The organism is Deltaproteobacteria bacterium, assembly GCA_016933965.1.
Taxonomy (GTDB): Bacteria; Desulfobacterota; Syntrophia; order Syntrophales; family UBA2210; genus JAFGTS01.
The window spans coordinates 94,295-114,861 of record JAFGTS010000022.1; the positions used below are offsets into that span (position 1 = coordinate 94,295).

19 protein-coding genes and 1 tRNA gene are annotated in these 20,567 nt (G+C 54.7%); 6 read left to right on the forward strand and 14 right to left on the reverse strand.

Annotated elements, in window-relative coordinates; all coding sequences use genetic code 11:
* Nucleotides 1-37 precede the first annotated feature (37 nt).
* Genes speB through JXO48_05170 form a run of 3 tightly spaced genes read right to left on the reverse strand, consistent with a single transcriptional unit; the run spans nt 38 to nt 2,296 of the window.
* On the reverse strand, nt 38-889 hold the full coding sequence (gene speB, locus JXO48_05160; protein ID MBN2283260.1) for an agmatinase: 852 nt from the start codon (nt 887-889) through the stop codon (nt 38-40).
* A 34-nt stretch (nt 890-923) separates the two neighbouring features.
* Nucleotides 924-1,643, reverse strand: a complete 720-nt coding sequence (locus tag JXO48_05165) for a UDP-2,3-diacylglucosamine diphosphatase (GenBank protein ID MBN2283261.1) — start codon at nt 1,641-1,643, stop codon at nt 924-926.
* On the reverse strand, nt 1,640-2,296 hold the full coding sequence (locus tag JXO48_05170; protein MBN2283262.1) for a histidinol phosphate phosphatase domain-containing protein: 657 nt from the start codon (nt 2,294-2,296) through the stop codon (nt 1,640-1,642). The genes JXO48_05165 and JXO48_05170 overlap by 4 nt, the downstream gene beginning before the upstream one ends.
* Nucleotides 2,297-2,488: 192 nt before the next feature.
* On the opposite strand from JXO48_05170, the gene lptF reads away from it, so the two are divergent.
* The 6 genes from lptF (at nt 2,489) to JXO48_05200 (ending at nt 7,092) form a co-directional block, all read left to right on the forward strand.
* Nucleotides 2,489-3,673: an LPS export ABC transporter permease LptF gene (gene lptF / locus JXO48_05175; protein ID MBN2283263.1), complete on the forward strand. Its 1,185-nt coding sequence runs from the start codon at nt 2,489-2,491 to the stop codon at nt 3,671-3,673.
* Nucleotides 3,674-3,689: 16 nt separating this feature from the next.
* Nucleotides 3,690-4,775 (forward strand): LPS export ABC transporter permease LptG, encoded by a 1,086-nt coding sequence (gene lptG, locus JXO48_05180; protein ID MBN2283264.1) that lies wholly within the window; start codon nt 3,690-3,692, stop codon nt 4,773-4,775.
* 130 nt (nt 4,776-4,905) lie between these two features.
* Nucleotides 4,906-4,979, forward strand: a tRNA-Gln gene (locus JXO48_05185).
* Nucleotides 4,980-5,126: 147 nt separating this feature from the next.
* Entirely contained in the window at nt 5,127-5,276 is a 150-nt protein-coding gene (locus tag JXO48_05190; GenBank protein ID MBN2283265.1) for a hypothetical protein, read from the forward strand.
* A gap of 79 nt (nt 5,277-5,355) precedes the next feature.
* Complete coding sequence (locus JXO48_05195; protein MBN2283266.1) at nt 5,356-6,705, forward strand: sodium ion-translocating decarboxylase subunit beta; 1,350 nt, start codon at nt 5,356-5,358, stop codon at nt 6,703-6,705.
* Between the two features lie 48 nt (nt 6,706-6,753).
* A complete protein-coding gene (locus JXO48_05200; protein ID MBN2283267.1) occupies nt 6,754-7,092 on the forward strand; it encodes a cupin domain-containing protein in 339 nt (112 codons plus the stop codon).
* 9 nt (nt 7,093-7,101) lie between these two features.
* Here JXO48_05200 and JXO48_05205 read toward each other — a convergent pair whose 3' ends face one another.
* The 11 genes from JXO48_05205 to tsaD all read right to left on the reverse strand — a co-directional run bounded on the left by JXO48_05205 (nt 7,102) and on the right by tsaD (nt 20,475).
* Nucleotides 7,102-8,319, reverse strand: a complete 1,218-nt coding sequence (locus tag JXO48_05205; protein ID MBN2283268.1) for a glycosyltransferase — start codon at nt 8,317-8,319, stop codon at nt 7,102-7,104.
* A complete protein-coding gene (locus tag JXO48_05210) occupies nt 8,312-10,507 on the reverse strand; it encodes a bifunctional alpha,alpha-trehalose-phosphate synthase (UDP-forming)/trehalose-phosphatase (GenBank protein MBN2283269.1) in 2,196 nt (731 codons plus the stop codon). The genes JXO48_05205 and JXO48_05210 overlap by 8 nt, the downstream gene beginning before the upstream one ends.
* A gap of 193 nt (nt 10,508-10,700) precedes the next feature.
* Nucleotides 10,701-11,666 (reverse strand): mechanosensitive ion channel, encoded by a 966-nt coding sequence (locus JXO48_05215; protein ID MBN2283270.1) that lies wholly within the window; start codon nt 11,664-11,666, stop codon nt 10,701-10,703.
* Nucleotides 11,667-11,985: 319 nt separating this feature from the next.
* Nucleotides 11,986-13,674 (reverse strand): glutamine--tRNA ligase/YqeY domain fusion protein, encoded by a 1,689-nt coding sequence (locus JXO48_05220; protein ID MBN2283271.1) that lies wholly within the window; start codon nt 13,672-13,674, stop codon nt 11,986-11,988.
* 106 nt (nt 13,675-13,780) lie between these two features.
* Nucleotides 13,781-15,040 carry an adenosylhomocysteinase gene (locus JXO48_05225; protein ID MBN2283272.1) on the reverse strand — a complete coding sequence of 420 codons (1,260 nt, stop codon included), beginning with the start codon at nt 15,038-15,040 and terminating at the stop codon, nt 13,781-13,783.
* A gap of 2 nt (nt 15,041-15,042) precedes the next feature.
* Entirely contained in the window at nt 15,043-16,218 is a 1,176-nt protein-coding gene (locus JXO48_05230; protein ID MBN2283273.1) for a methionine adenosyltransferase, read from the reverse strand.
* Between the two features lie 23 nt (nt 16,219-16,241).
* Complete coding sequence (locus JXO48_05235; protein ID MBN2283274.1) at nt 16,242-16,895, reverse strand: DUF502 domain-containing protein; 654 nt, start codon at nt 16,893-16,895, stop codon at nt 16,242-16,244.
* Nucleotides 16,896-17,045: 150 nt separating this feature from the next.
* Nucleotides 17,046-17,405: an aspartate 1-decarboxylase gene (locus JXO48_05240; GenBank protein MBN2283275.1), complete on the reverse strand. Its 360-nt coding sequence runs from the start codon at nt 17,403-17,405 to the stop codon at nt 17,046-17,048.
* 24 nt (nt 17,406-17,429) lie between these two features.
* The gene (locus JXO48_05245) at nt 17,430-18,287 is read right to left on the reverse strand and encodes a pantoate--beta-alanine ligase (GenBank protein ID MBN2283276.1); all 858 of its coding nucleotides are present in this window, start codon (nt 18,285-18,287) and stop codon (nt 17,430-17,432) included.
* A 274-nt stretch (nt 18,288-18,561) separates the two neighbouring features.
* Nucleotides 18,562-19,410: a ribosomal RNA small subunit methyltransferase A gene (gene rsmA / locus JXO48_05250; protein ID MBN2283277.1), complete on the reverse strand. Its 849-nt coding sequence runs from the start codon at nt 19,408-19,410 to the stop codon at nt 18,562-18,564.
* A 42-nt stretch (nt 19,411-19,452) separates the two neighbouring features.
* Nucleotides 19,453-20,475, reverse strand: coding sequence for a tRNA (adenosine(37)-N6)-threonylcarbamoyltransferase complex transferase subunit TsaD (gene tsaD, locus JXO48_05255; protein ID MBN2283278.1), 1,023 nt, complete (start codon nt 20,473-20,475; stop codon nt 19,453-19,455).
* Nucleotides 20,476-20,567: the final 92 nt, after the last annotated feature.

Here is a 20,567-nt window from a genome sequence, read left to right on the forward strand (position 1 = left end):
ACATAATCGTTCACTGTTTTCGCCCCCTGTCCTGTATTTACGATCGGTCGGCATATCCGATGATCCGGTACACCAGCTTTGCGGCCAAGAAATCAGGAGCGATCATCCCCGGGATCGGGCATAATTCCACTACATCAAAACCGCATATATGGCAGGAAAGTGAAACTTCACTGATAAGCCGGATTACTTCTTTCCAGTTCATTCCACCTGGTTCAGGCGTACCCGTGGCGGGCATGATCGCCGGATCGAATACATCTAGATCGAGTGAGACATATACATCGTTTGACAAGTTATCACAAATTTTTTTTACCCACTGAGGCTCACCATCCATGTTATCGGGTGAGACCTGCATGATATTGTTATCACTCACATATTCAGCCTCTTCGACACTCATGCTCCTGACGCCGACCTGAACGATCGGGCATGTCTCGACTATTCTCCTGGCAACGCAGGCGTGACTGAAAGGGCTGCCCTGGTATGATTCCCGCATATCGGCATGGGCATCGAGGTGAAGGACGGAGATAGACGGGTAGCGTTCCTTCATGGCATGGACCGCGCCGATGGTCACGCTGTGCTCTCCCCCCAGAAGGATGGGGACCCGGTCGCCGTCGAGAATCTCCTCGACCGCCTTCTGGACCCTTTCAACCATGAACCCGGGACCGCGGGCATCCGCCTCAAGGGGCGGCAGCGTGTGAATTCCCGCTCGAAAGGTTTCCTTTCGAAGCTCATCGTCGAACAATTCCATGTTGGCCGATGCCTCGAGGATCGCCGCCGGCCCTTTTCTCGATCCGGCCATATAGGTGGATGTGAGGTCATAGGGCACCGGCAGCACGACAAAACGCGCCGTCTCCAATGCCGCGTGTTCCACGCCGATACCACCGAAGTTCATTGAGAGACCTCCTGTAACATACCGTTGTTGACCATCATCGATCATACTTCATAAGGGTAAACGTGCCTGCTTCATATTGAAGATAGGTGAACTGGCTGATCCAGTCCCCCAGGAGCGCCAGGGTCCGCTCCGTCCCGTTCAGGAACCGTCGTTCCAGAAGGGCTTCATGGCAGTGCCCCAGGATCACGGCGTCGTAACCCTCAGCAAATTTTTCCCCGGCGAATGATTTCATCTTCTCCACCAGCCCGTGATCAAGGGCGCCGAGATGGTCCCGGCTTATGTTCGAACTGAACAGGGCCACTTTCCATATGAGGGCCGGCGGAAGGATACGCTGCAGAGCGTAAAGGCTTCGACTCCTCAGTATCCTTCTCAGAAAGAGGTACCGGCGATTCGTTCTGTCCACGGTATCTCCGTGGGCCAGGTAGATGCGGCTACCGTCAAGCCGGATATCGGCGCTTTCGGAAAAAACGGTCACCCCGCGAGGTTCGAAAAAATCCTTCAGAAAGAAATCATGGTTCCCTTCGCAATAGGAAATTCGCACCCCGCTTGATCCCAGTTCGAACAATGCATCGAGAACGGGTTTAAAATCCTCGTAGATCGCATTTTCATGACAGAACCAGAAGTCAAAGAAGTCTCCGGCGACAAAAAGATGGTCAACGGCGCCGTTCATGGAACGGAGGAAATCCAGAAGACGCCCGTATCCCGGTTGTGTCCGTTCTTTCAGATGCGCGTCGGAGAGAAAGATCGCCTTCATGAGCCCTGTACGATCTGTTGTACCAGGGCGGCCGAGTTCCGAAACATCTGGAGGATCTGTTCGTCGGACAACCCGGCACCCCGCGCCACGGCGACGGCACGCTCTTTTCCGATCAGATCGCCCGGACCGTGACTGTCCGTGTTCAGAACAAGCGGCGCCCGATATTGCGCCGCCAGCTTCGCTACATGACCGTTTGTCAGGCTGTGCCCTTTCCGAGCCGATATTTCAAGGAACAGTGACTTCGAGGCCGCCAGCTCCACCTCGTCTTCGTGTATCAATCCGGGGTGCGCGAGGATGTCGATCCCTGCTTCGATGGCCGCCCGGTTCGTTCCGGGCATGACGGGTTCGGCGATGGTCTCGCCGTGAACCACGATGAGACGGGCGCCCAGTTGCCGGGCCTCCCGTGCCAGAGACGCAATATCCGCGGGATGGACATGGGTCAGTTCAATACCCGGTATCGCCGTGATCGTTCCGTGCCGGGTGATGTTCCCGCAGGCCCTGACAAGGCGCGGAACAATAAAGTCGAGGTTCGAGTGGTCGGCATGATCCGTAATGGCAATGGCCCGGCACCCCGCAACCTCCGCCCTTCTGGCGAGCTCGGCGGGGACCAGTTCCCCGTCACTGAATATCGAATGCATATGAAGGTCGATCATAACACCCCCCGCGAAGAAAGATGTAATCGTTTAACAAATTCACCGTTCAAGGTCAACTGTGAAGGATGCCTCGCATTTTCCACACCCCGTGCACAGCACAGGGGCATGGCCGATTCTTTCTCTATTTTCATATATTTTCATCTATGCTATATGCTGAACCGAAGCGTTCAAAACATTGGATACCGTGACGGCATGGGGACAATCATCGGAAGATACATACTGAGAGAAATTTCGCTGCCATTCTTTCTCATGCTTTTTATCCTGACCTTCGTGCTCATCATGGGCAGGATACTGCAGCTCATGGACCTTATGGTCAACAAGGGGATCGGCCTGCCGGTGATCCTGGAGCTTCTGGGGTGCCTTGCCCCCTCATTCCTGGTGCTGACGATCCCCATATCTCTCCTGATCTCCATTCTCATCGGTCTGGGAAGACTCTCCGGCGACAATGAGCTCATTGTTCTGAAGTCATCGGGGATCAGCCTGTATCAGTTGATCCCGCCCGTTGCCGTCCTGACCGTTCTTGCCCTCATCGTCACCGCCGTGACGGGGATTTTTCTGGCACCGGCGGGCAACCTGAAAACGAAGACGCTCCTGTTCGAGATCGCAAAGCAGAAAGCCAGCGTCGGCATCAAGGAAAAGGTTTTCAACGACGATTTTGGCGGTCTCATTCTCTACGCCAACACCATCCCGGTCCACGGGGACTACATGGAGGGCGTCTTTATTTCCGACAGCAGGCTCGGGAAAGACCCGGTCACCATCATCGCGGAAAAGGGGTACCTGGTGTCAAACCTCGAATCGATGACCGTCATGCTTCGGCTCGAAAGGGGGAGCACGCACTCCGTCGACGATGCCTTCCAGCGATACCAGAAAATGGAATTCAGCACCTACGACGTCCAACTTGATTTTGAGGAGACGATGGGGGAAGGCGGCAAAAAACTGAGAAAAGATGAAAAGGAAATGACCATTGCGGAGTTGCGGGGAAAGCTCATGGACCCGAAGCTGAAACCCCGCACGAGGCGTGAAATGATCATTGAACTGCATTCCCGGTTCGCCATTCCCCTGTCCTGCATCGTATTCGGCATCCTGGGCATCCCCCTGGGCATATCGAAACACCGGAGCGGCAAGTCCCGGGGGTTCGTGGTGGGAATATTCATCATCATGACCTATTACGTTCTTCAGTTAAGTGGTATCGCCCTGGGAGAGACGGAAAGGATACCACCCGCTGTCGGCCCCTGGGCACCGAACATTCTTCTAGGCTGTCTCGGCATCTATCTCTTTTTCATGGCGGCACGGGAGCGGACCGTTCTGCCCTTTGATAACCTGAGCGGCGAGTCATTCCGACGGTTCATGATGGAACGTATCATGAAGAAACGATAACTCAGGGGATATCTCCATGCGCATTCTTGACCGCTACATATCAAGGGAATTTATCAAGACATTTCTGCTGATCATGGTATCGCTGGTCGCACTCTACCTGATCGTGGATTTTTTTGAACGCCTCAGGATGTTTCTGAGCCGGGATGCAACGGTACTCCAGGTGGTTTCATATTTTTTCTTCACCATTCCCATGATCGTCACCCAGATGCTTCCGGTGTCCTTTCTCCTCGCGGCCCTGATCACTTTCGCCATCCTCTCGAAGAACAGCGAGATAACGGCGATACGGGCCAACGGTATCAGCCTTTTTCGCCTTTCCCTGCCGGTCATCGTCCTATCCATCGCCGCATGCTTTCTGTCGTTCGTCCTCAGCGAGTTCATCACCCCGGCAGCCAATGAGCGGGCGAAGTATATCAAGCTCGTGGAAGTGCAGAAAAAAAAGAAACTCGGCTCCTTTACCCAGAACGAGATCTGGTACCGGGGAGATGACGGCATCTACAATTTCGCCGTTTATGACCCTGAAAAAGCAATGCTCAAAGGGGTCCGTATCTATTACCTCGATCAGAACATGCATCTTGCCAGGCGGATCGACGCCAGGAAGGCCCGGTGGGAAGCAGGTCGCTGGATCTTCGACGATGTCATGATCACCACCTTTCCGGAAGAACCCGGTTCCTTTCCGCGGATCGAACGATATTCGACGACAGAGATCGATCTTCCAGAACAACCCTCGGATTTCCTGATCGTTCAGAAGGACACCGATGAAATGGGGTTTTTTGAACTGAGGAGTTACATACGCAAGATCCGGTCTGAAGGATACGACGCTACCCGTTACATAACGGACATGCACGGCAAGATCGCCTTCGCTCTGGTCAATGTTATCCTCGGTGTTCTGGGAATTTCCTTCTCGCTGCGGACGGAAAGGAGCGGCGGGATAGCCCGCAGCATCGGAACGGGGATCATAATCGGGTTCTCATACTGGATAGTCTTTGCCTTCGCTGTTTCCCTCGGCCGCTCGGGGAGCCTCCCTCCCCTGCTCGCCGCGTGGGCGGCAAACCTGATCCTCGGCCTGGTGGCGGTCGTCTCTTTTATGCGGGTGAGAACATGAACATGGTGGTCGCAAAAATCATGTTCGAAAAAATTATTGACAGAAAAGTCCGATATACATATAGTATCGCCCTCAGAGTCGGAGCACCGGTCATACCCGATGGCCGGTGGATAATGAAACAGATCAGTGCTGGGGGATCGTTCAATGGTAGGACACCGGACTCTGACTCCGTGAATCAAGGTTCGAATCCTTGTCCCCCAGCCATATGAAAACAAGGAGCGGCCACACAGTGACCGCTCTTTTTTTTGCTGATACTGGCCCTATACGGGGGTCATGTCTTGCAATATGACATCTCCAGCGGCTGAGGTATACGATGCGCCTATTGGAGGGGGAAGAAGGAGGATAAATATCATGGTTGACTGGAATATGGCGGTGAGGATCGCCGCGGGTGGTTTCGGTCTGGTGTTTCTGCTCCTTACCATGCTGGCCTGTTCGGTATGGGTCACGAAGGAACTCCTGGAGCGGATCGAGAAGCGCGGCGGCGACAGGAAACAAGCGTAACGGATTCAAGGCTCACGACGGGCGGCTTGCGGGCATGCCGGTCCATGAGCCTGTGAGCATAACGATACGACAACGAGGGATGGCCGTGTTTGGATTACTGGAAAGCGGATTTCAGTTGTTTACCTGGGGCAACGCCCTGATGATACTCATCGGCCTGGGGTTGATCTACCTGGGCGTGGCGCGGAAGATGGAGCCCTTGCTTTTGGTCCCCATCGGGTTCGGCATCATGCTGGTGAACCTGCCGCTGGGTGGCATGATGGACTACGAGCTGCTGCTCCGGGCGCCGCAGCCGGGCGTAGTCATGGAGGTGGATGCCCGGAGGGGAGGCACCTTTACGAGCGGGGATGCCCTGGTCACCCTGGACACGGGGGCGATCGCCGCCCCGGTGTACGGCCGGGTGGACGAGCTGCGGGTGGCGAAGGGCCAGGTAGTGACGAAGGGCCAGGTGGTCGCCCGGCTAATCACGACAGAGCAGACGGACCAGGCAGTGCTGCCCACGAAGCCCATCGGGCTGCTGTCGCGGATCTTTCATTTCGGGGTCATGTGGCAGCTCCTGCCGCCACTTATGTTCTTATGCCTGGGGGCACTGACGGACTTCGGTCCCATGCTGGCCAATCCCAGGACGCTGCTGCTCGGTGCCGCGGCACAGTTCGGCGTGTATTTTGCGTTCTTTTTGTCGCTCTTTTTCGGGTTCAGCCTGCCCGAGGCCTCGTCCATCGGGATCATCGGCGGTGCCGAGGGGCCGACCACCATCTACGTCACGTCCGTCTTGGCGCCCCACATCATCGGGGCCACGGCGGTGGCCTGTTATTCCTACATGGCTCTGGTACCGGTGATCCTGCCGCCGGTGATCAAACTGCTGACCACGAAAGAGGAGCGGCGCATCTACATGAAGCCGCAGTTGCGGAAGGTCTCCCAGCGGGAGAAGATCCTCTTTCCCCTGGTAACCACCATCATCGTCATCCTCTTCGTGCCGTCATCGGCGCCGCTCATCGGCTGTTTCATGGTGGGCAATCTCTTCCGGGAATGCGGGGTGACGGAGCGGCTCACGAACACGGCGCAGACGGCCTTCGTGGATATCATCACCATCTTCCTGACGCTGGCCATCGGCGCCTCCATGCCGGCGGAGAACTTTCTCCAGCCCCGGACGCTTCTGATCCTGGTGCTGGGGGTGGTGTCCTTTGCCTCGGCGGCGGCGGCGGGGGTGTTGCTGGCGAAGTTCATGAACCTCTTTTTGAAGGAGAAGATCAATCCCATGATCGGTGCGGCGGGGGTATCGGCGGTTCCCATGTCGGCCCGGGTGGTGCAGGTCATGGGGCAGCAGGAGAACAAGAAAAACTTCCTGCTCATGCATGCCATGGGACCGAACGTGGCGGGCGCCATCGGCGCGGCCATCGCCGGCGGGGTCTTTATTGGTATCCTTGGCTAAATAAAGTAGTACAGTATTTTTCTTCAAAACAAATGAAGGAGCAAGGCAATGATCGTTCGTCACTTCACGGATGTCACGGCGGAACAGATAGCTGACGGGTTCCGGAAGCGGGTGGTAATCGGACAAAACGAAGGCGCACCGAACTTCATCATGCGCGTTTTCGATGTGGAACCGGGATTCTCAAGCCCGTTTCATGAGCATTTCTGGGAACATGAGATTTTTGTGGTCAGCGGCGAAGGGTATATACGCAACGGACAGGAAGAGGATCTCCCTCTTGGGGCCGGTGATACCATCTTTGTGCCGCCCTATGAAAAGCACTGCATGGTGAACAAAGGCAGTGATATTTTCCGGTTCGTCTGTCTCATCCCGGTCGGCGCTGAAAATTGAAATATCTTATTACTGCATCAACTCGCCTACCAGGTCCAGATAATCAATGAGGAGACGGGTGATCAGGAACCTTTCACGTACCGATTCCTTCGCCCTGCGGCCGATCTCCTGAGCCAGCTCACGGTCCCGCAGGAGGGTCACTATCCGATCCGCAAAGGCATTGTTGTCATGCGGTTCAACGAGGAAACCGTTTTCCCCGTCCTCTATCTGGAGGGGGATCCCCCCCACCCTCGAGGCGACCACCGGCGTCCCTTTCCACATGGCTTCAGTCACCACAAGTCCGAATCCCTCCTTCTGGGATTTCTGGATAATGGCCGACGAAATCCGCTGAAGCACGTTTATGAAGATAAAATTCGAGGCGATCGGATCGCTCACAAGGATCACATCGCCTGAGGCAAGCAGATTCTTGGCGTCCCGCTCTGTCTTTTCATACATCCTCAATCCCTCGGGATCGTCGGTCGCGATGTTCCCACACAGAACCAGCCGGCAGTCGATCTTTTCCTTGACCTGCTTGAAGACCTGTATCACCCCTCCGGGGTCCTTCCATTTGTCGAAACGGGATATCTGGGTGATAAGCGGCTTGTCCGTCTTGATCCTATACTTGCCGAGATACCGTGACAGGATCGTGTCGGTAAGCTCCATGTTCTTCGCCGTCAGGGGATCGATGGCAGGATGGATGATCCGCTGTTCTATGGGTATGTTATGCCGGACATAGGAATCATTGGAAACGATCATAACATCGTATTTGCGCACAAAAGTACTGAGGAAATCCCACAGGGACGGGTTCGGGTTCGACAGGTCCACATGACACCGCCACACCCAGGGCTGCCGTTTTTTATAAAAATTGACCAGCGCGACCGGTTGCGGATCATGAACGATGACACAATCATGGTCCAGGTGAGTGTACTCGGCGAATTTTTCATTCGTCTGGAGGTAGAGGGATTTTTTCCGTGCGGTGAAATTGATATCATCGCCTTGAAGTGCATTATGAAACTTCTTCGTGATCTCGAAAAAATCCGGATAACCGTGAAGGGTCCTCCACCCGGCGTCAATGCCGATATTGTTCATCAGCGGCACAAGGCTGTTCAGGATCTCCGCCACCCCGCCCCCCTGAAAGGTGGAGTTTATATGCAGGAGGTGTTTGCCGTAGAGCTTCCGCACTTTTTTACGTATCTCCGAGATCGTTTTTGTCCCCACGATGTCCTGGTATCTTTCGATATCAATCATTCCGCTTTCCTCCGTCCCGCAATTCTTCAAGGAGAGAAATGACATCATTCTGAGATTTCAGGTTGAATCGTGCAGATGTCGGGCCAAGTCCCACCTTGAGTGAATAACCCCATTTGGGAATGACCGAAAACATGTCCTCGTCGGTCCGGTCATCCCCGATCGCGAGGATGAAGTCCCATTCATGTTTCGCGATCCAGTGCATTGCCATGCGCCCCTTATTGATCCCTCTGTGTTTTATCTCCACCACCTTGTTGCCCTCGAGTATCTGCAGATCAAGATTCGCCGTCAGATGCATGAGATCGTCGATCAATTCCCTCACGCGGATCGTGCTTAACTCAGAGCTTGTTTTCCGATAATGCCAGACCAGGGAATACTCCTTTTCCTCAATAAATGAACCGGGGGTCCTGTCCATGTAAAGTTCGATTGTCGGGTAGATCTCGGCTTTCCAATCATCATTGAGCGGTTCCGCCATTTCCCATGTACCGTCCCTGATCCAGGCTCCATGCTCCGCCACGAGACCCACCGGAAGTTTTCCGAACCAGTCGTCAAGGACCTTCCGGTCACGTCCACTGATTATCACTGTCCGGTTTCCCGGGGCATTCGCCAGATCAATGATCAACCGCATGAGATCTTTTCCCGGTTTTGCCTCTTCAGGTTTGTGATGAAAAGGAACCAGCGTGCCGTCATAATCCAGAAGAAGCAGCCGTTTCGACGCGCGCCGGCAATCGGCAAGCAGCGCCTGTCGCGACGAATCGATGAGTTCGTTGCTTCGCATCTCACGCTGGCGGTCCTTCACGTCCTCGAGCCTTTCGATGAATTCACCGGCCCAGCGGCTCACGGTATACCGTTGCAGTCGAGACCGCATCACCCTGTTTTGCTGAACTCTTTCATTTTCGCTCATCTTCAGGGCCCTCACCAGCGCGTCGGTCACTTCCTCACGGTTATTGGGATTAACGATGATCGACTCTCCGAGTTCCTTCGCCGCCCCGGCCATCTCGCTCAGAATAAGGACTCCGGCGCCGTCCGTTTTCGAGGCGAGATACTCTTTGGCGATCAGGTTCATGCCGTCCCGGACCGGAGTGACAAGGCAGACATCGGCCAGGTTATAGAGGGCATTCAGTGTTGTAAAGGGAAGAGAGCGATACAGGTACCAGATTGGAGTCCAGCCGATGGTTCCGTATTTCCCGTTGATCATGCCGACCAGTTCATCGATGTGCCGTTTCAGTTGCTCGTAGTGCTCGACCTTCGTCCGGGACGGAACAGCCAGCAGAATGAGAACGACCTGCTCTCTGAATTCCGGATGCTCCTTAAGGAATTCATCATAGGCTTCGAGCCTCAGAGGAATACCTTTGGTATAATCCAGACGATCGACCGACAAAATGATCCTGTAGCCGTGAAGGCGTTTCCTGAAGTTGTGAAGGTCCCTCTGTACCTTCGGATTCTCAATGGCCTTCGCAAAGCGCTCATAGTCGATACCCATCGGAAACGTGTCGACACGGATACGTCTGTTCCCGGCGGTAAACTGTCCCAGGTTATTGTCGTATCCGAGAACGCGGTGGACACTGCTTAAAAAATGGCGCGCATAATCATAGGTGTGGAATCCGATCAGGTCCGAACCCACAAGTCCCTCAAGGAGCTGCCTTCTCCATGGCAGCATTCGAAACAATTCATAGGATGGAAAGGGTATATGGTGAAAATATCCAATTGTTACTTCCGGATTTTCCTCTCTGATAAACTGCGGGACGAGCATCAGCTGATAGTCATGGACCCAGATAAGATCGTCTTCACGAAGGATTTCGGAAACCTCGTGGCTGAACCGCTCGTTGACGTGACGGTAAGCCTGCCAGTACCGGGTATCGTGCACAACGAACTGAGGAAAATAATGGAAGAGAGGCCACACGGTCTTGTTGCTGAATCCCTCATAATAGAGGCTGACATCCCTTTGAGAAAGAAAGAGGGGATGGCAGTTGAACTCTGATTTCAGCCGTTCAGTGATCAATTCTTTTTCGTCGCCGCCGAGTTTGTCGCTCGCTATGCCGGGCCAGCCGACCCAGACGCTTTCATGGCTCTGATAGAAGGAGCTCAATCCCGTCGCGACACCGCCGGCGCTCTGGCGGTAATAGAATGTTCCTTTCCTTTTTTCTATCGTTACGGGCAATCTGTTCGATACGATCAGTATCCTTTTCATGGCTCATGTTTTCTCTGTCTTTTGAATGCCTTGTGACACTCCCCGGCAATCGCGTGAGGCGATCACGCGAACCCGCGACATCTCTTACCGGTTCGGTCAAGCCGGCCTGGGTGATGTTCATTATGCCAGCATATTCCGGGCCTGCTGTCAAATCGGGGAGAGTGTTCGGGGGCTGCATCCTTCACGCGGTCCATCATGAAACCCCGCCCTCAGTTTTGTGCAATGTCGCACGGAACAGAGGGAGTGAACCGGGATAGTTTCTCCGGATGAAATCGATCATTTTCTCCCGGACCGTGCATCGCAGTTCCCATGCCTTCGAGGAGTCGACGGCGCTGACGAGGGCCCGCAATTCCATTACGCCCTCCTTCAGGTCCGTTACCTGAAGAGCGCATACCCGGCCGTCCCACGTGTCGGTCTGGCGAACGATCCGTTCCAGCTCGCTTCGCAGAGGGGACACGGGCATGGTGTAATCGACCAGGAAATATACCGTTCCCAGAATTTCCGAGGTGGTCCTCGTCCAGTTCTGAAAAGGGTGCTCGAGAAAATAGATGATGGGCAATACAAGTCGCCGCTGGTCCCAAATTTTGACCACGACATAGGTCAGGGTAATCTCTTCTACCCTTCCCCACTCATTTTCAACGACAACTACATCATCAAGGCGTATGGGCTGTGTCACGGCGATCTGGATTCCCGCAAGAAGATTGGCAATGGTTTTCTGGGCGGCGACGCCAACGATGATACCGATGATACCGGCCGACGCCAGGATGCTGGTACCGACCTGGCGCACCGACCCAAAGGTCATCAATACGATCCCCAAACCAAGGATGGAAACAATGACAACGATGACACGCTTGATGATCCGTATCTGGGTGGTAACTGCGCGCGCCCTGAGGTTGTCTTTCGCGGATATGTCGAACTTGCTGAGCAGATACATCTCAAAGACCGACGTCATTGTAATGAGGAACCATACCAGTGAGGTTATCAGAAGGAGACTGAGCAACTGCTTGAAAAACGTCATGTGCTGACCGGAAATACCCGTGATGGGAGAGACATAATACAGGACAAGCACAACAATGAACAGCCGTGCCGGTCCCCTGCCGTATCGGATCACGGAATCGTCCAGTGTGGATTCCGTCCGTCGCGAAAGACGGTCCCCCATTTTAAAGAGTGCGAAGTGGATGATAAGTGCAACAAGAATGGACGCACAAATAACACCGAGTCCAAAAATAAAACTTTCCGCGGAATGAGCAAGCCCTTCCATGGGAACGATCCCTTCGTGAAAAAAGTATTGTCATGAAGAATGGAAATCAGCGGGGCACATTATCTGTGTGGTGAATTGAGACCGGATTGCGAGACCTGTCGACGCTCACGTGTTCGTTTGATTCCCATATAATGGTTATATTTATATGATATCCAGGGGGTGGACGTCAAGGAGCGGTTTCGAGAGATCGTGGCCTGACCGACCGGGGTTCCACTTTCTAACCCTTTGCGACTATCTTTCCCCAGGTATCCCGAAGCGGTACGACCCTGTTGAATACAGGCTTTCTGGGCCCCGTATCTTTCAGGTCCGCGCAGAAATAGCCGAGTCGCTCGAACTGGTATCGGCTTCCCGGCTCGGCGTTCACCAGGCTTGCCTCGACGGGGCAGGAAGGAAGGATCTCCAGGGATGAGGGATTCAGGTACGTGAGGTAATCGTCGCTTTCGCCGGCCGGATCGGCGACAGTGAAGAGCCTGTCGTAGAGACGCACCTCAGCGGAAACAGAGTGCTCGGCCGACACCCAGTGAATGACCCCTTCCACCTTTCTGCCGTCACGGGGCAGCCCGCTCAGTGTTTCGGGATCATAGGTGCAGTGAAGTTCGATTATTTTTCCTGTTCGTTCATCCTTCACCATGCGCTCATACTTGATGACATACGCGTTCCTCAGTCGGACCTCCCGGTCCGGCCCGAGCCGGCGATATTTCTTCGGCGGGTCCTCGTGAAAATCATCCTGTTCGATATAGAGCGTCCGTGAAAAGGGGACCCTGCGAACTCCCATGGCGGGATCCTGGGGATGGTTCGGGACCTCGAATTCCTCGACCCGGTCCTCCGGGTAATTATCGATGACGACCCGCAGGGGACGCAGGACCGCCATGGCCCGCGGCGCCGTTTCGTTCAGGTCTTCGCGAACACAGTGTTCGAGCAGCGCCAGGTCTATCAGGTTATCGTTCTTGGCCACCCCGATGGTCGTACAGAAGTTCCTGATCGCCCGGGGCGTGTAGCCCCGTCTGCGCATCCCGGCCACTGTTGGCATACGCGGATCATCCCACCCGGCGACCTGGTTCTTCCTCACCAGTTCGATGAGCATCCGCTTGCTGAGAACGGTATAACTCACATTGAGGCGGGCGAATTCTATCTGCTGCGGGCGACTTCCTTCTATCAACTGCTCGACGATCCAGTCATAGAGAGGACGGTTGTTTTCGAACTCAAGGGTGCAGATCGAATGGGTGATCCCTTCAAGTGCGTCGGAAAGACAGTGGGCGAAATCATACATGGGGTAGACGACCCATTTCATTCCCGTCCGGTAGTGGGGTTCCCGCTTTATCCGGTATATGACGGGATCGCGCATCACCACGTTCGGAGAGGCCATATCGATCCTGGCACGGAGCACATGGGCGCCGTCCTCGAATTCCCCGGCCCGCATCCGCTTGAAAAGGTCCAGGTTTTCCTCGACCGAACGGTTCCGGTACGGGCTCTCCCTTCCCGGTTCGGTGAATGTCCCCCTGTATTCCCGGATCTCGTCCGCGTTCAGACTGCACACATAGGCCTTGCCGGCCCTGATCAGTTCGACGGCGAAATCATAGAGGGCTTCAAAGTAATCCGATGCGTAATAGAGACGGTCTTTCCAGTCAAACCCAAGCCAGCGGATATCCTTCATGATCGATTCAACGTATTCAAGGGTCTCTCCACTCGGGTCCGTATCATCGAATCGAAGATTGCAGGTACCTTTGTACTTTTCAGCGGTGCCGAAATTCAGGCAGACGGATTTGGCGTGGCCGATATGGATATATCCGTTCGGCTCCGGCGGAAAACGGGTGGCCACCCTTCCCTCGTTCTTTCCCACCTCAAGGTCTTTATCAATGATCTCATGAATGAAATTAACCGGTGCCAAGTTCGACTTCTCTGCCATGAATATGCAACTCCTCTTTATATGGGCGGTCCCGGTAACGTTCGCACGGCGGCTGAGAAAAAAAGGCCGACGGCCACCGCCGCCGGCCTCTCCAGCCTGTGTTTCCTTATGTGCCCATTTCCCAGGAACTCAAATATTTTTCCTGCTCCGGTGTCAGAGTATCGATGGCAACACCCATGGCCGCCAGTTTCAACCGGGCGATCTCCCTGTCTATCTCCTCAGGAACGCTGTATACGATCTTCTCGAGCGATCCACCGTGTTTTACGAGGTACTCGGCCGCCAGTGCCTGATTGGCAAAACTCATGTCCATAACGCTCGACGGATGTCCCTCCGCCGCGGCGAGATTGATGAGCCGGCCTTCACCAAGGATATACACGTGCCGGCCGGTCTCCAGTTCATAGTCGTCGATGAAATCCCTGATCCGGCCATGGTAGACGGAGATCTTCTTCAGACCCTCGATGTCGATCTCCACATTGAAATGGCCCGAATTCGCGACGATGGCGCCGTCCTTCATCTTCTGAAAATGTTCCGTCCTGATGACATTGATATCGCCGGTGAGGGTACAGAAGAAATCGCCGATGCCGGCCGCTTCACCGATCGGCATGACCCGGAATCCGTCCATGACGGCCTCCAGCGCCCTGAGCGGGTCCACTTCGGTGACAACGACATTCGCCCCCATGCCGTTCGCCCGCATGGCGAGGCCCTTCGAGCACCAGCCGTAACCGCAGACGACAAAAACGGAACCGGCGATGAGCCGGTTCGTGGCACGGATGATCCCGTCAATAGTGCTTTGACCCGTTCCGTACCGGTTATCGAAGAAATGCTTTGTCTTCGCGTCATTCACGGCGACGAGGGGGAATTCCAGGACCCCTTTCTCAGCCATCGCCTTCAGCCGGATGACACCGGTCGTGGTTTCCTCGGTCCCGCCGATTATCCCGTTGATAAGGTCACGGCGCTCGGAATGGATCGTCGATACCAGGTCGGCTCCGTCATCCATGGTAAGATGGGGTTTCAGATCAAGGACCGTATGGATATGGGCGTAATAGGTATCCCGGTCCTCACCCTTGATGGCATTGACGGGGATCTCATGATACTTGACGAGATAGGCCGCCACGTAATCCTGCGTGCTGAGAGGATTTGATGCGCACAGGGATAGCTCGGCGCCTCCCGCCTGCAGGGTCTCCATGAGGCTTGCCGTTTCAGTGGTCACATGGAGACAGGCAGCGAGGCGGGTCCCCGCGAGGGGTTTTTCCGCCGCGAAGCGTTTCTTTACGCTGTTGAGAACGGGCATGCTCTTGTTCGCCCAGTCGACGCTGAGTTTTCCCTGCTCGGCAAGGGAAATGTCCTTTATGTCGTATTTCGTCATGATCAGATACCGGCTTCCTTTCTCAGCGCGTTTGCCTTGTCGGTCTTCTCCCAGGGATAATCATCGAGGAAGAGTGACCGGGCGATCTTTCTGTAGGTGTCACCGTTGAGAAGTTCAAAGTTCTCGATCATCGCCCGGGGGGTAAAATCAAAGACCTGCTCGACGATGCGGGATATTTCGCGGTCCGGAAGAACTCCCGTGCCGTATGTATTCACATAAAGCGACATGGGTTTCGCCACGCCGATCGCGTAGGCGATCTGGAGAGAACACTTCCGGGCAAGACCGGCGGCCACCACGTTCTTTGCCGCGTAACGGGTCCCGAACACGGCGGAGCAGTCGACCTTTTCCGGCGACTTGTTCACAATGGACCCGCCGCCGAGTTGCGCGCCGGGATATGCTCCGTAGAGCTGGCAGACGAGTTTCCGGCCCGTTATTCCCGAGTCGGCGGCGCTGCACGAATGAACGGCCTGCCACTCGCCGGTCGGGTTGAAGAGGAATTCCGTCCCGTCATCCACCCACTCATCCAGGCACTCAAAGGCCATCTTTTTCGCTATGGACTCCACTTCGTTACTGGTCGTCACGTACCGGTAATCGATGGCGTTCGACATAAGGACCTTTGCCACCCTGAGGGGTTTCATGGTCTCGTCATCATACTCGACAGTGACCTGGCCCTTTCCGTCCGGGGCGAACACGGGATTGTCGCAGTTCTCAAAGACCTTCATCATCTTGTTGACAAGGACATAGGTCAGGGGAAGTAGTTCCGGGGTTTCATCACAGGCGAACCCGAACATGATGCCCTGGTCGCCGGCCCCGATCTCCTTGTATTTACCGAGGTCAGCCCTCGTTCCTATGTTGATGTCCGGAGACTGGGGGATGATGGCATTGAACACGCCCATGGAATGACCGTTCAGTCCGACGGCGGCATCGTTATATCCCAGAGCAAGAACGGTTTTTCTGATGGACCGTTCGATATCCACGTATATCCTCGTTGATACCTCACCGCCGACGATACAGTACCCCTTCCCCAGAAACACCTCGAGACCGCAATGGGGCATCGTATTGATGTCCATACCTTCCTGCTTTTCCTTGTCGAGTATCTCGGCTATCAGGTTCGCCGCGATCGTGTCGGCCACAACATCCGGATGTCCCACCTTAACTGCTTCAGCTGTTATCAACATACAGACTTCCCCTTTATCATGATTTATTTTATCGTTTTCTGCACTTCACCCGGTCGCTCCGCATCCTTGACCTTCTCCGGCGCTATGATGCCGCCCGATATGATAAGACGGAAGGCCTCCTCCACGGTCATGTTAAGATTGACCACGTCACCCTCGGGGACCATGATGTAAAACCCTGATGTCGGATTCGGTGTCGTGGGCACAAAGAGATTGATGCAGTGCTGATTCGTTTTCTGCTGGACCTCTCCCTTGGCTTCGCCCGTTACAAAGGCAATGGAATACAGTCCCTTGCGCGGATACTCGATAAGGACCACCTTTTTGAAACTGTTGGCCTTTTCGCTGAACAGGGCATCGACAAGTTTTTTCACGGCACCGTAGATACCACTTACAAGAGGTATCCTGGCAACGATCCTTTCACCGATCTGTACGACCTTATTGCCGATATAGCTCTTGACGATGAGTCCCAGGACCAGTATCAGGATCAGGGCTATGAGAATATCAAGGCCCGGAATGGGAAAGGGAAGCAGGTTCTTGAGCTGGAACCGGGCCGGAACGATATCAACGATCCTGTTCAGAAACTTGATTATGAACAGGATAATGTATATGGTCGCCGCTATCGGGATAATAGCGGCGATACCTGTCAGAAATGTGTTCTTCAGTTTTTTACGCATTGACATGCCGTCATAAACCCCTTCATGTAAAGCGAGCCTTTGTTATCAAAAACCCCCTGTTATTTCAACCTATCTTTTCCCGACAAAAAACGGGGCTTCAGTGCCCCGTTTTCAGATACTTCTGTGACGTGATCCCGGAATCGGTCTTTCCTGTTGTCACCGGTTGATCTTTTTGACCTTGTTTTCATTGCCGAGGAGAACACAGGTGGCCTTCCAGCCTTTCACCTCGCTCTCGTCCACGTTGACATAACTGGCAATGATGATCAGGTCCCCTTTTGAACATTTCCTCGCCGCGGCACCGTTGAGACAGATGACACCCGACTCCCTTTTCCCCGGAATCACATAGGTTGAGAACCTCTCCCCGTTGGACACATTGTAGATGTCAACCTTTTCATGATTCACGATATCGGCGATCTCCATGAGATTCTCATCGATCGTGATGCTGCCCTCATAGTGGAGGGACGCGTCGGTTACCGTGGCCCGGTGCAGCTTTGATTTCAGCATTATCCTCTGCATGATTCACCCCGCCCTTCATGTTTTTTATATTTCAAGAGGTTCACCGAATACGTAATTATCGATCAATCGCGGCACACCAACCCAGACCGCCAGGGCCAGCACGGATTCACCTGAAAGGGTTTCGACGTCCTCCATGGTCGCCGTGTCGCAGATCTTTACATAATCGACCTTCGTACCGGAATGCTTGTCGATGAAATCCCGAACAGCCTGAATGATCTTTCCGGCACTTCTTTCTCCCCGGTCATAAAGACCGGCCGCGAGCTTCAGGGAACGGCTGAGGCTCAGCGCCGATTCCCGCTCGTCTTCCTTCAGATAGGAGTTGCGCGAACTCATGGCCAGGCCGTCCGCTTCCCGAACCGTCGGGAGGCCGACGACCTCGAGGTCCATGTTGAGGTCTTTCACCATCCGCTGAATCACAACAAGCTGCTGAAAATCTTTTCTTCCGAATATGGTCACGTGAGGTTTGACGATGTTGAAGAGCTTGGCGCAGACCGTGGCCACTCCTCTGAAGTGGCCGGGCCTCGTAAGACCACAGAGATTCTGCGTAACGTTCTCTACGGTCACATAGGTTTGATACTGCGGGGGATACATCTCGGCATTGGATGGATAAAAAATGACGTCGCAGCCTGCTTCACGGGCAAGCATCTCGTCACGCTGAAAATCCCGGGGATACTTGTCGAGGTCCTCGCTCGGCCCGAACTGTGTCGGGTTCACGTAAATGCTGACGACCAGACGATCTCCCCTTCTTCGCCCCTCTTCCATCAGGCTCAGATGTCCCCGGTGAAGATACCCCATGGTGGGAACAAAAGCTATTTTGGTCCCCTGCCCCCTGAGGGACTCGGAATATCTCTGCATTTCATGAACAGTTTCAATAACTTTCATCGTTCCACAATAAAAAAGCCCCACGTCGGAGACGGGAGGCCTGCGGTATCATCCTCGTAATACATTGTTTCAAACCTTCCGTCCCAGTCCGTTCCCGGATCCAGGCGGTTTTTTTCGGCACCTGCCTAACAGATGTAACACATAATTGTCAAGTAATTTCTGTGATGAATTCGTAAAAAAGTTCCACAAACGGGCAAGGGCGTGGGGCGAAAACATATACGGATTACGGATTATGGATTATGGATTACGAATAACGATTCCCGAGCCCCGACAGTCATTTCTCAGAGACCGCCCGGGTTATCGCAACGAATTCTTCCACGGTCAGCGTTTCACCTCTTCTCCGGCCGTCGATGCCGAGAGAGGCAAGAAGTTCCCCGGGGTCCAGGCCCGTTCGATCCAGAAAGGAAGCAGTCCTGAGGTTGTTCAGCAGCGTCTTTCTCCTCCGGGCAAAGGCGGTCCTCACAACGGTGGTGAAAAGTTCATCGTCCGCGACATCTCCCCGCGGCTTGTCGAGGATCTCGAATTTAAGCACCGCGGAATCGACTCGGGGCTTTGGGTAAAAACAATGGGGAGGAACGGCCATCATCTTCCACGAACGGGCGTACCGGGCCGTCAGGACCGAGAGGATCCCATAGTCACGGCCTCCGGGCGACGCCGTTATGCGGTCCGCCACCTCCTTCTGAAACATAAGGACCATCGAGGAAATGACCCGCCGCGATGAGAGCAGGTGAAAGAGTATCTGGCTGGAAATATTATAGGGTATGTTTCCGAGGACCTTCACCGTCGACGGCGTACCGACCATACCGTCGAGAAAAGAGGCAAAATCACAGGTCAGAACGTCGGCTTCCAGCACGGTCAGATTCGGAAACTCCATCAACTCGCTGCGGAGGATTCCGATCATCACGGGGTCGACATCGATCGCCACAACGCTCTGGGCCCGCTCGGCGATACGGGCCGTCATGACACCGAGGCCGGCGCCGATCTCAATGACCCGGTCGTCTTTCCCGATATCCGCGGCATTGACGATCTTGCCGATGATGTTCGGATCGATGAGAAATGATTGCCCCAGTCCCTTTCGGGGACGCAATCCATATTTTTTGATGAGTTCCCAGGGCGTCGTCATGACCGGTTGCGGCACCCCTTTCTTACCGCCGTCACGCGAACCTCAGCAACCACCGGGTTTCGGTCTGTCGTCGAGGGGCCACCGGGAAACGGGTGCCAGGTCATAGCCGTCCCTCCTTCCCGCGGCGAGAAGATGCGTCCCCACAACGGCCACCATCGCCGCGTTGTCCGTGCAGAGCACCGGTGGCGGAACGAAGATATCGATCCCCCTGGCCTCCCCTTCCTGACGGAAACGCTCCCGGAGCCTGCTGTTCGCAGCGACACCTCCCGAAACGACGACACGGGCAAGACCATGCTCACCGGCCGCCCGAAGGGTCTTTTCAACGAGCACTTCCACCACCGCTTCCAGATAACTTGCCGTTATATGTGGTAATTCGTCCTTTGAAACGGGAGTTTCCCGTTTTTTGAGGTAGGTAAGCAAGGATGTCTTCAGCCCGCTGAAGCTGAAATCATTGCTTCCGCGCATGGCCTGGGGAAACCGGATGTACGACGTATTACCCCCCCTCGAAAGCCGGTCGATGACGACGCCACCCGGATATCCGAGGTCAAGCATCTTTGCCGCCTTGTCAAGGGCTTCTCCGGCGGCATCATCCCTGGTCTGTCCCAGGACCGTAAAGCTTTCGAAACCGTCGACCCGGTAGATATTCGTATGACCGCCCGACACGACCAGCGCCGCAAAGGGAAAATCAGGGCGGTTCTCCGCGAGAAAAACGGCGGCGATATGGCCCTCGATGTGATTCACCCCGACAAAGGGAAGACCCCGTGCATACGCCAGTGCCTTGGCGGTGGTAAGGCCCACCAGGAGCGAACCCACGAGACCGGGTCCCCGGGTCACGGCAATGCCGTCAATATCGCTCATGGTAACACCCGCGCCGTCAAGCGCCTCCTGGATAACGGGCATGATCGCTTCGATATGCTTTCGCGAGGCTATTTCAGGCACAACACCGCCGAACCGTGTGTGGATGTCTATCTGAGAGGCGATCACGTTCGACAATGCCCGTGTCCCGTCGGCCACAACGGCGGCGGCGGTTTCGTCACAGGATGATTCTATTCCCAAAACAAGCATGGACCGTTCCCTGATATAATGAATACTCGCTCCCGAAGGCATTGAACGCCCGCGGGAAAGATGTCCCTTTGCAAAGGATCGAAAAAGGTATA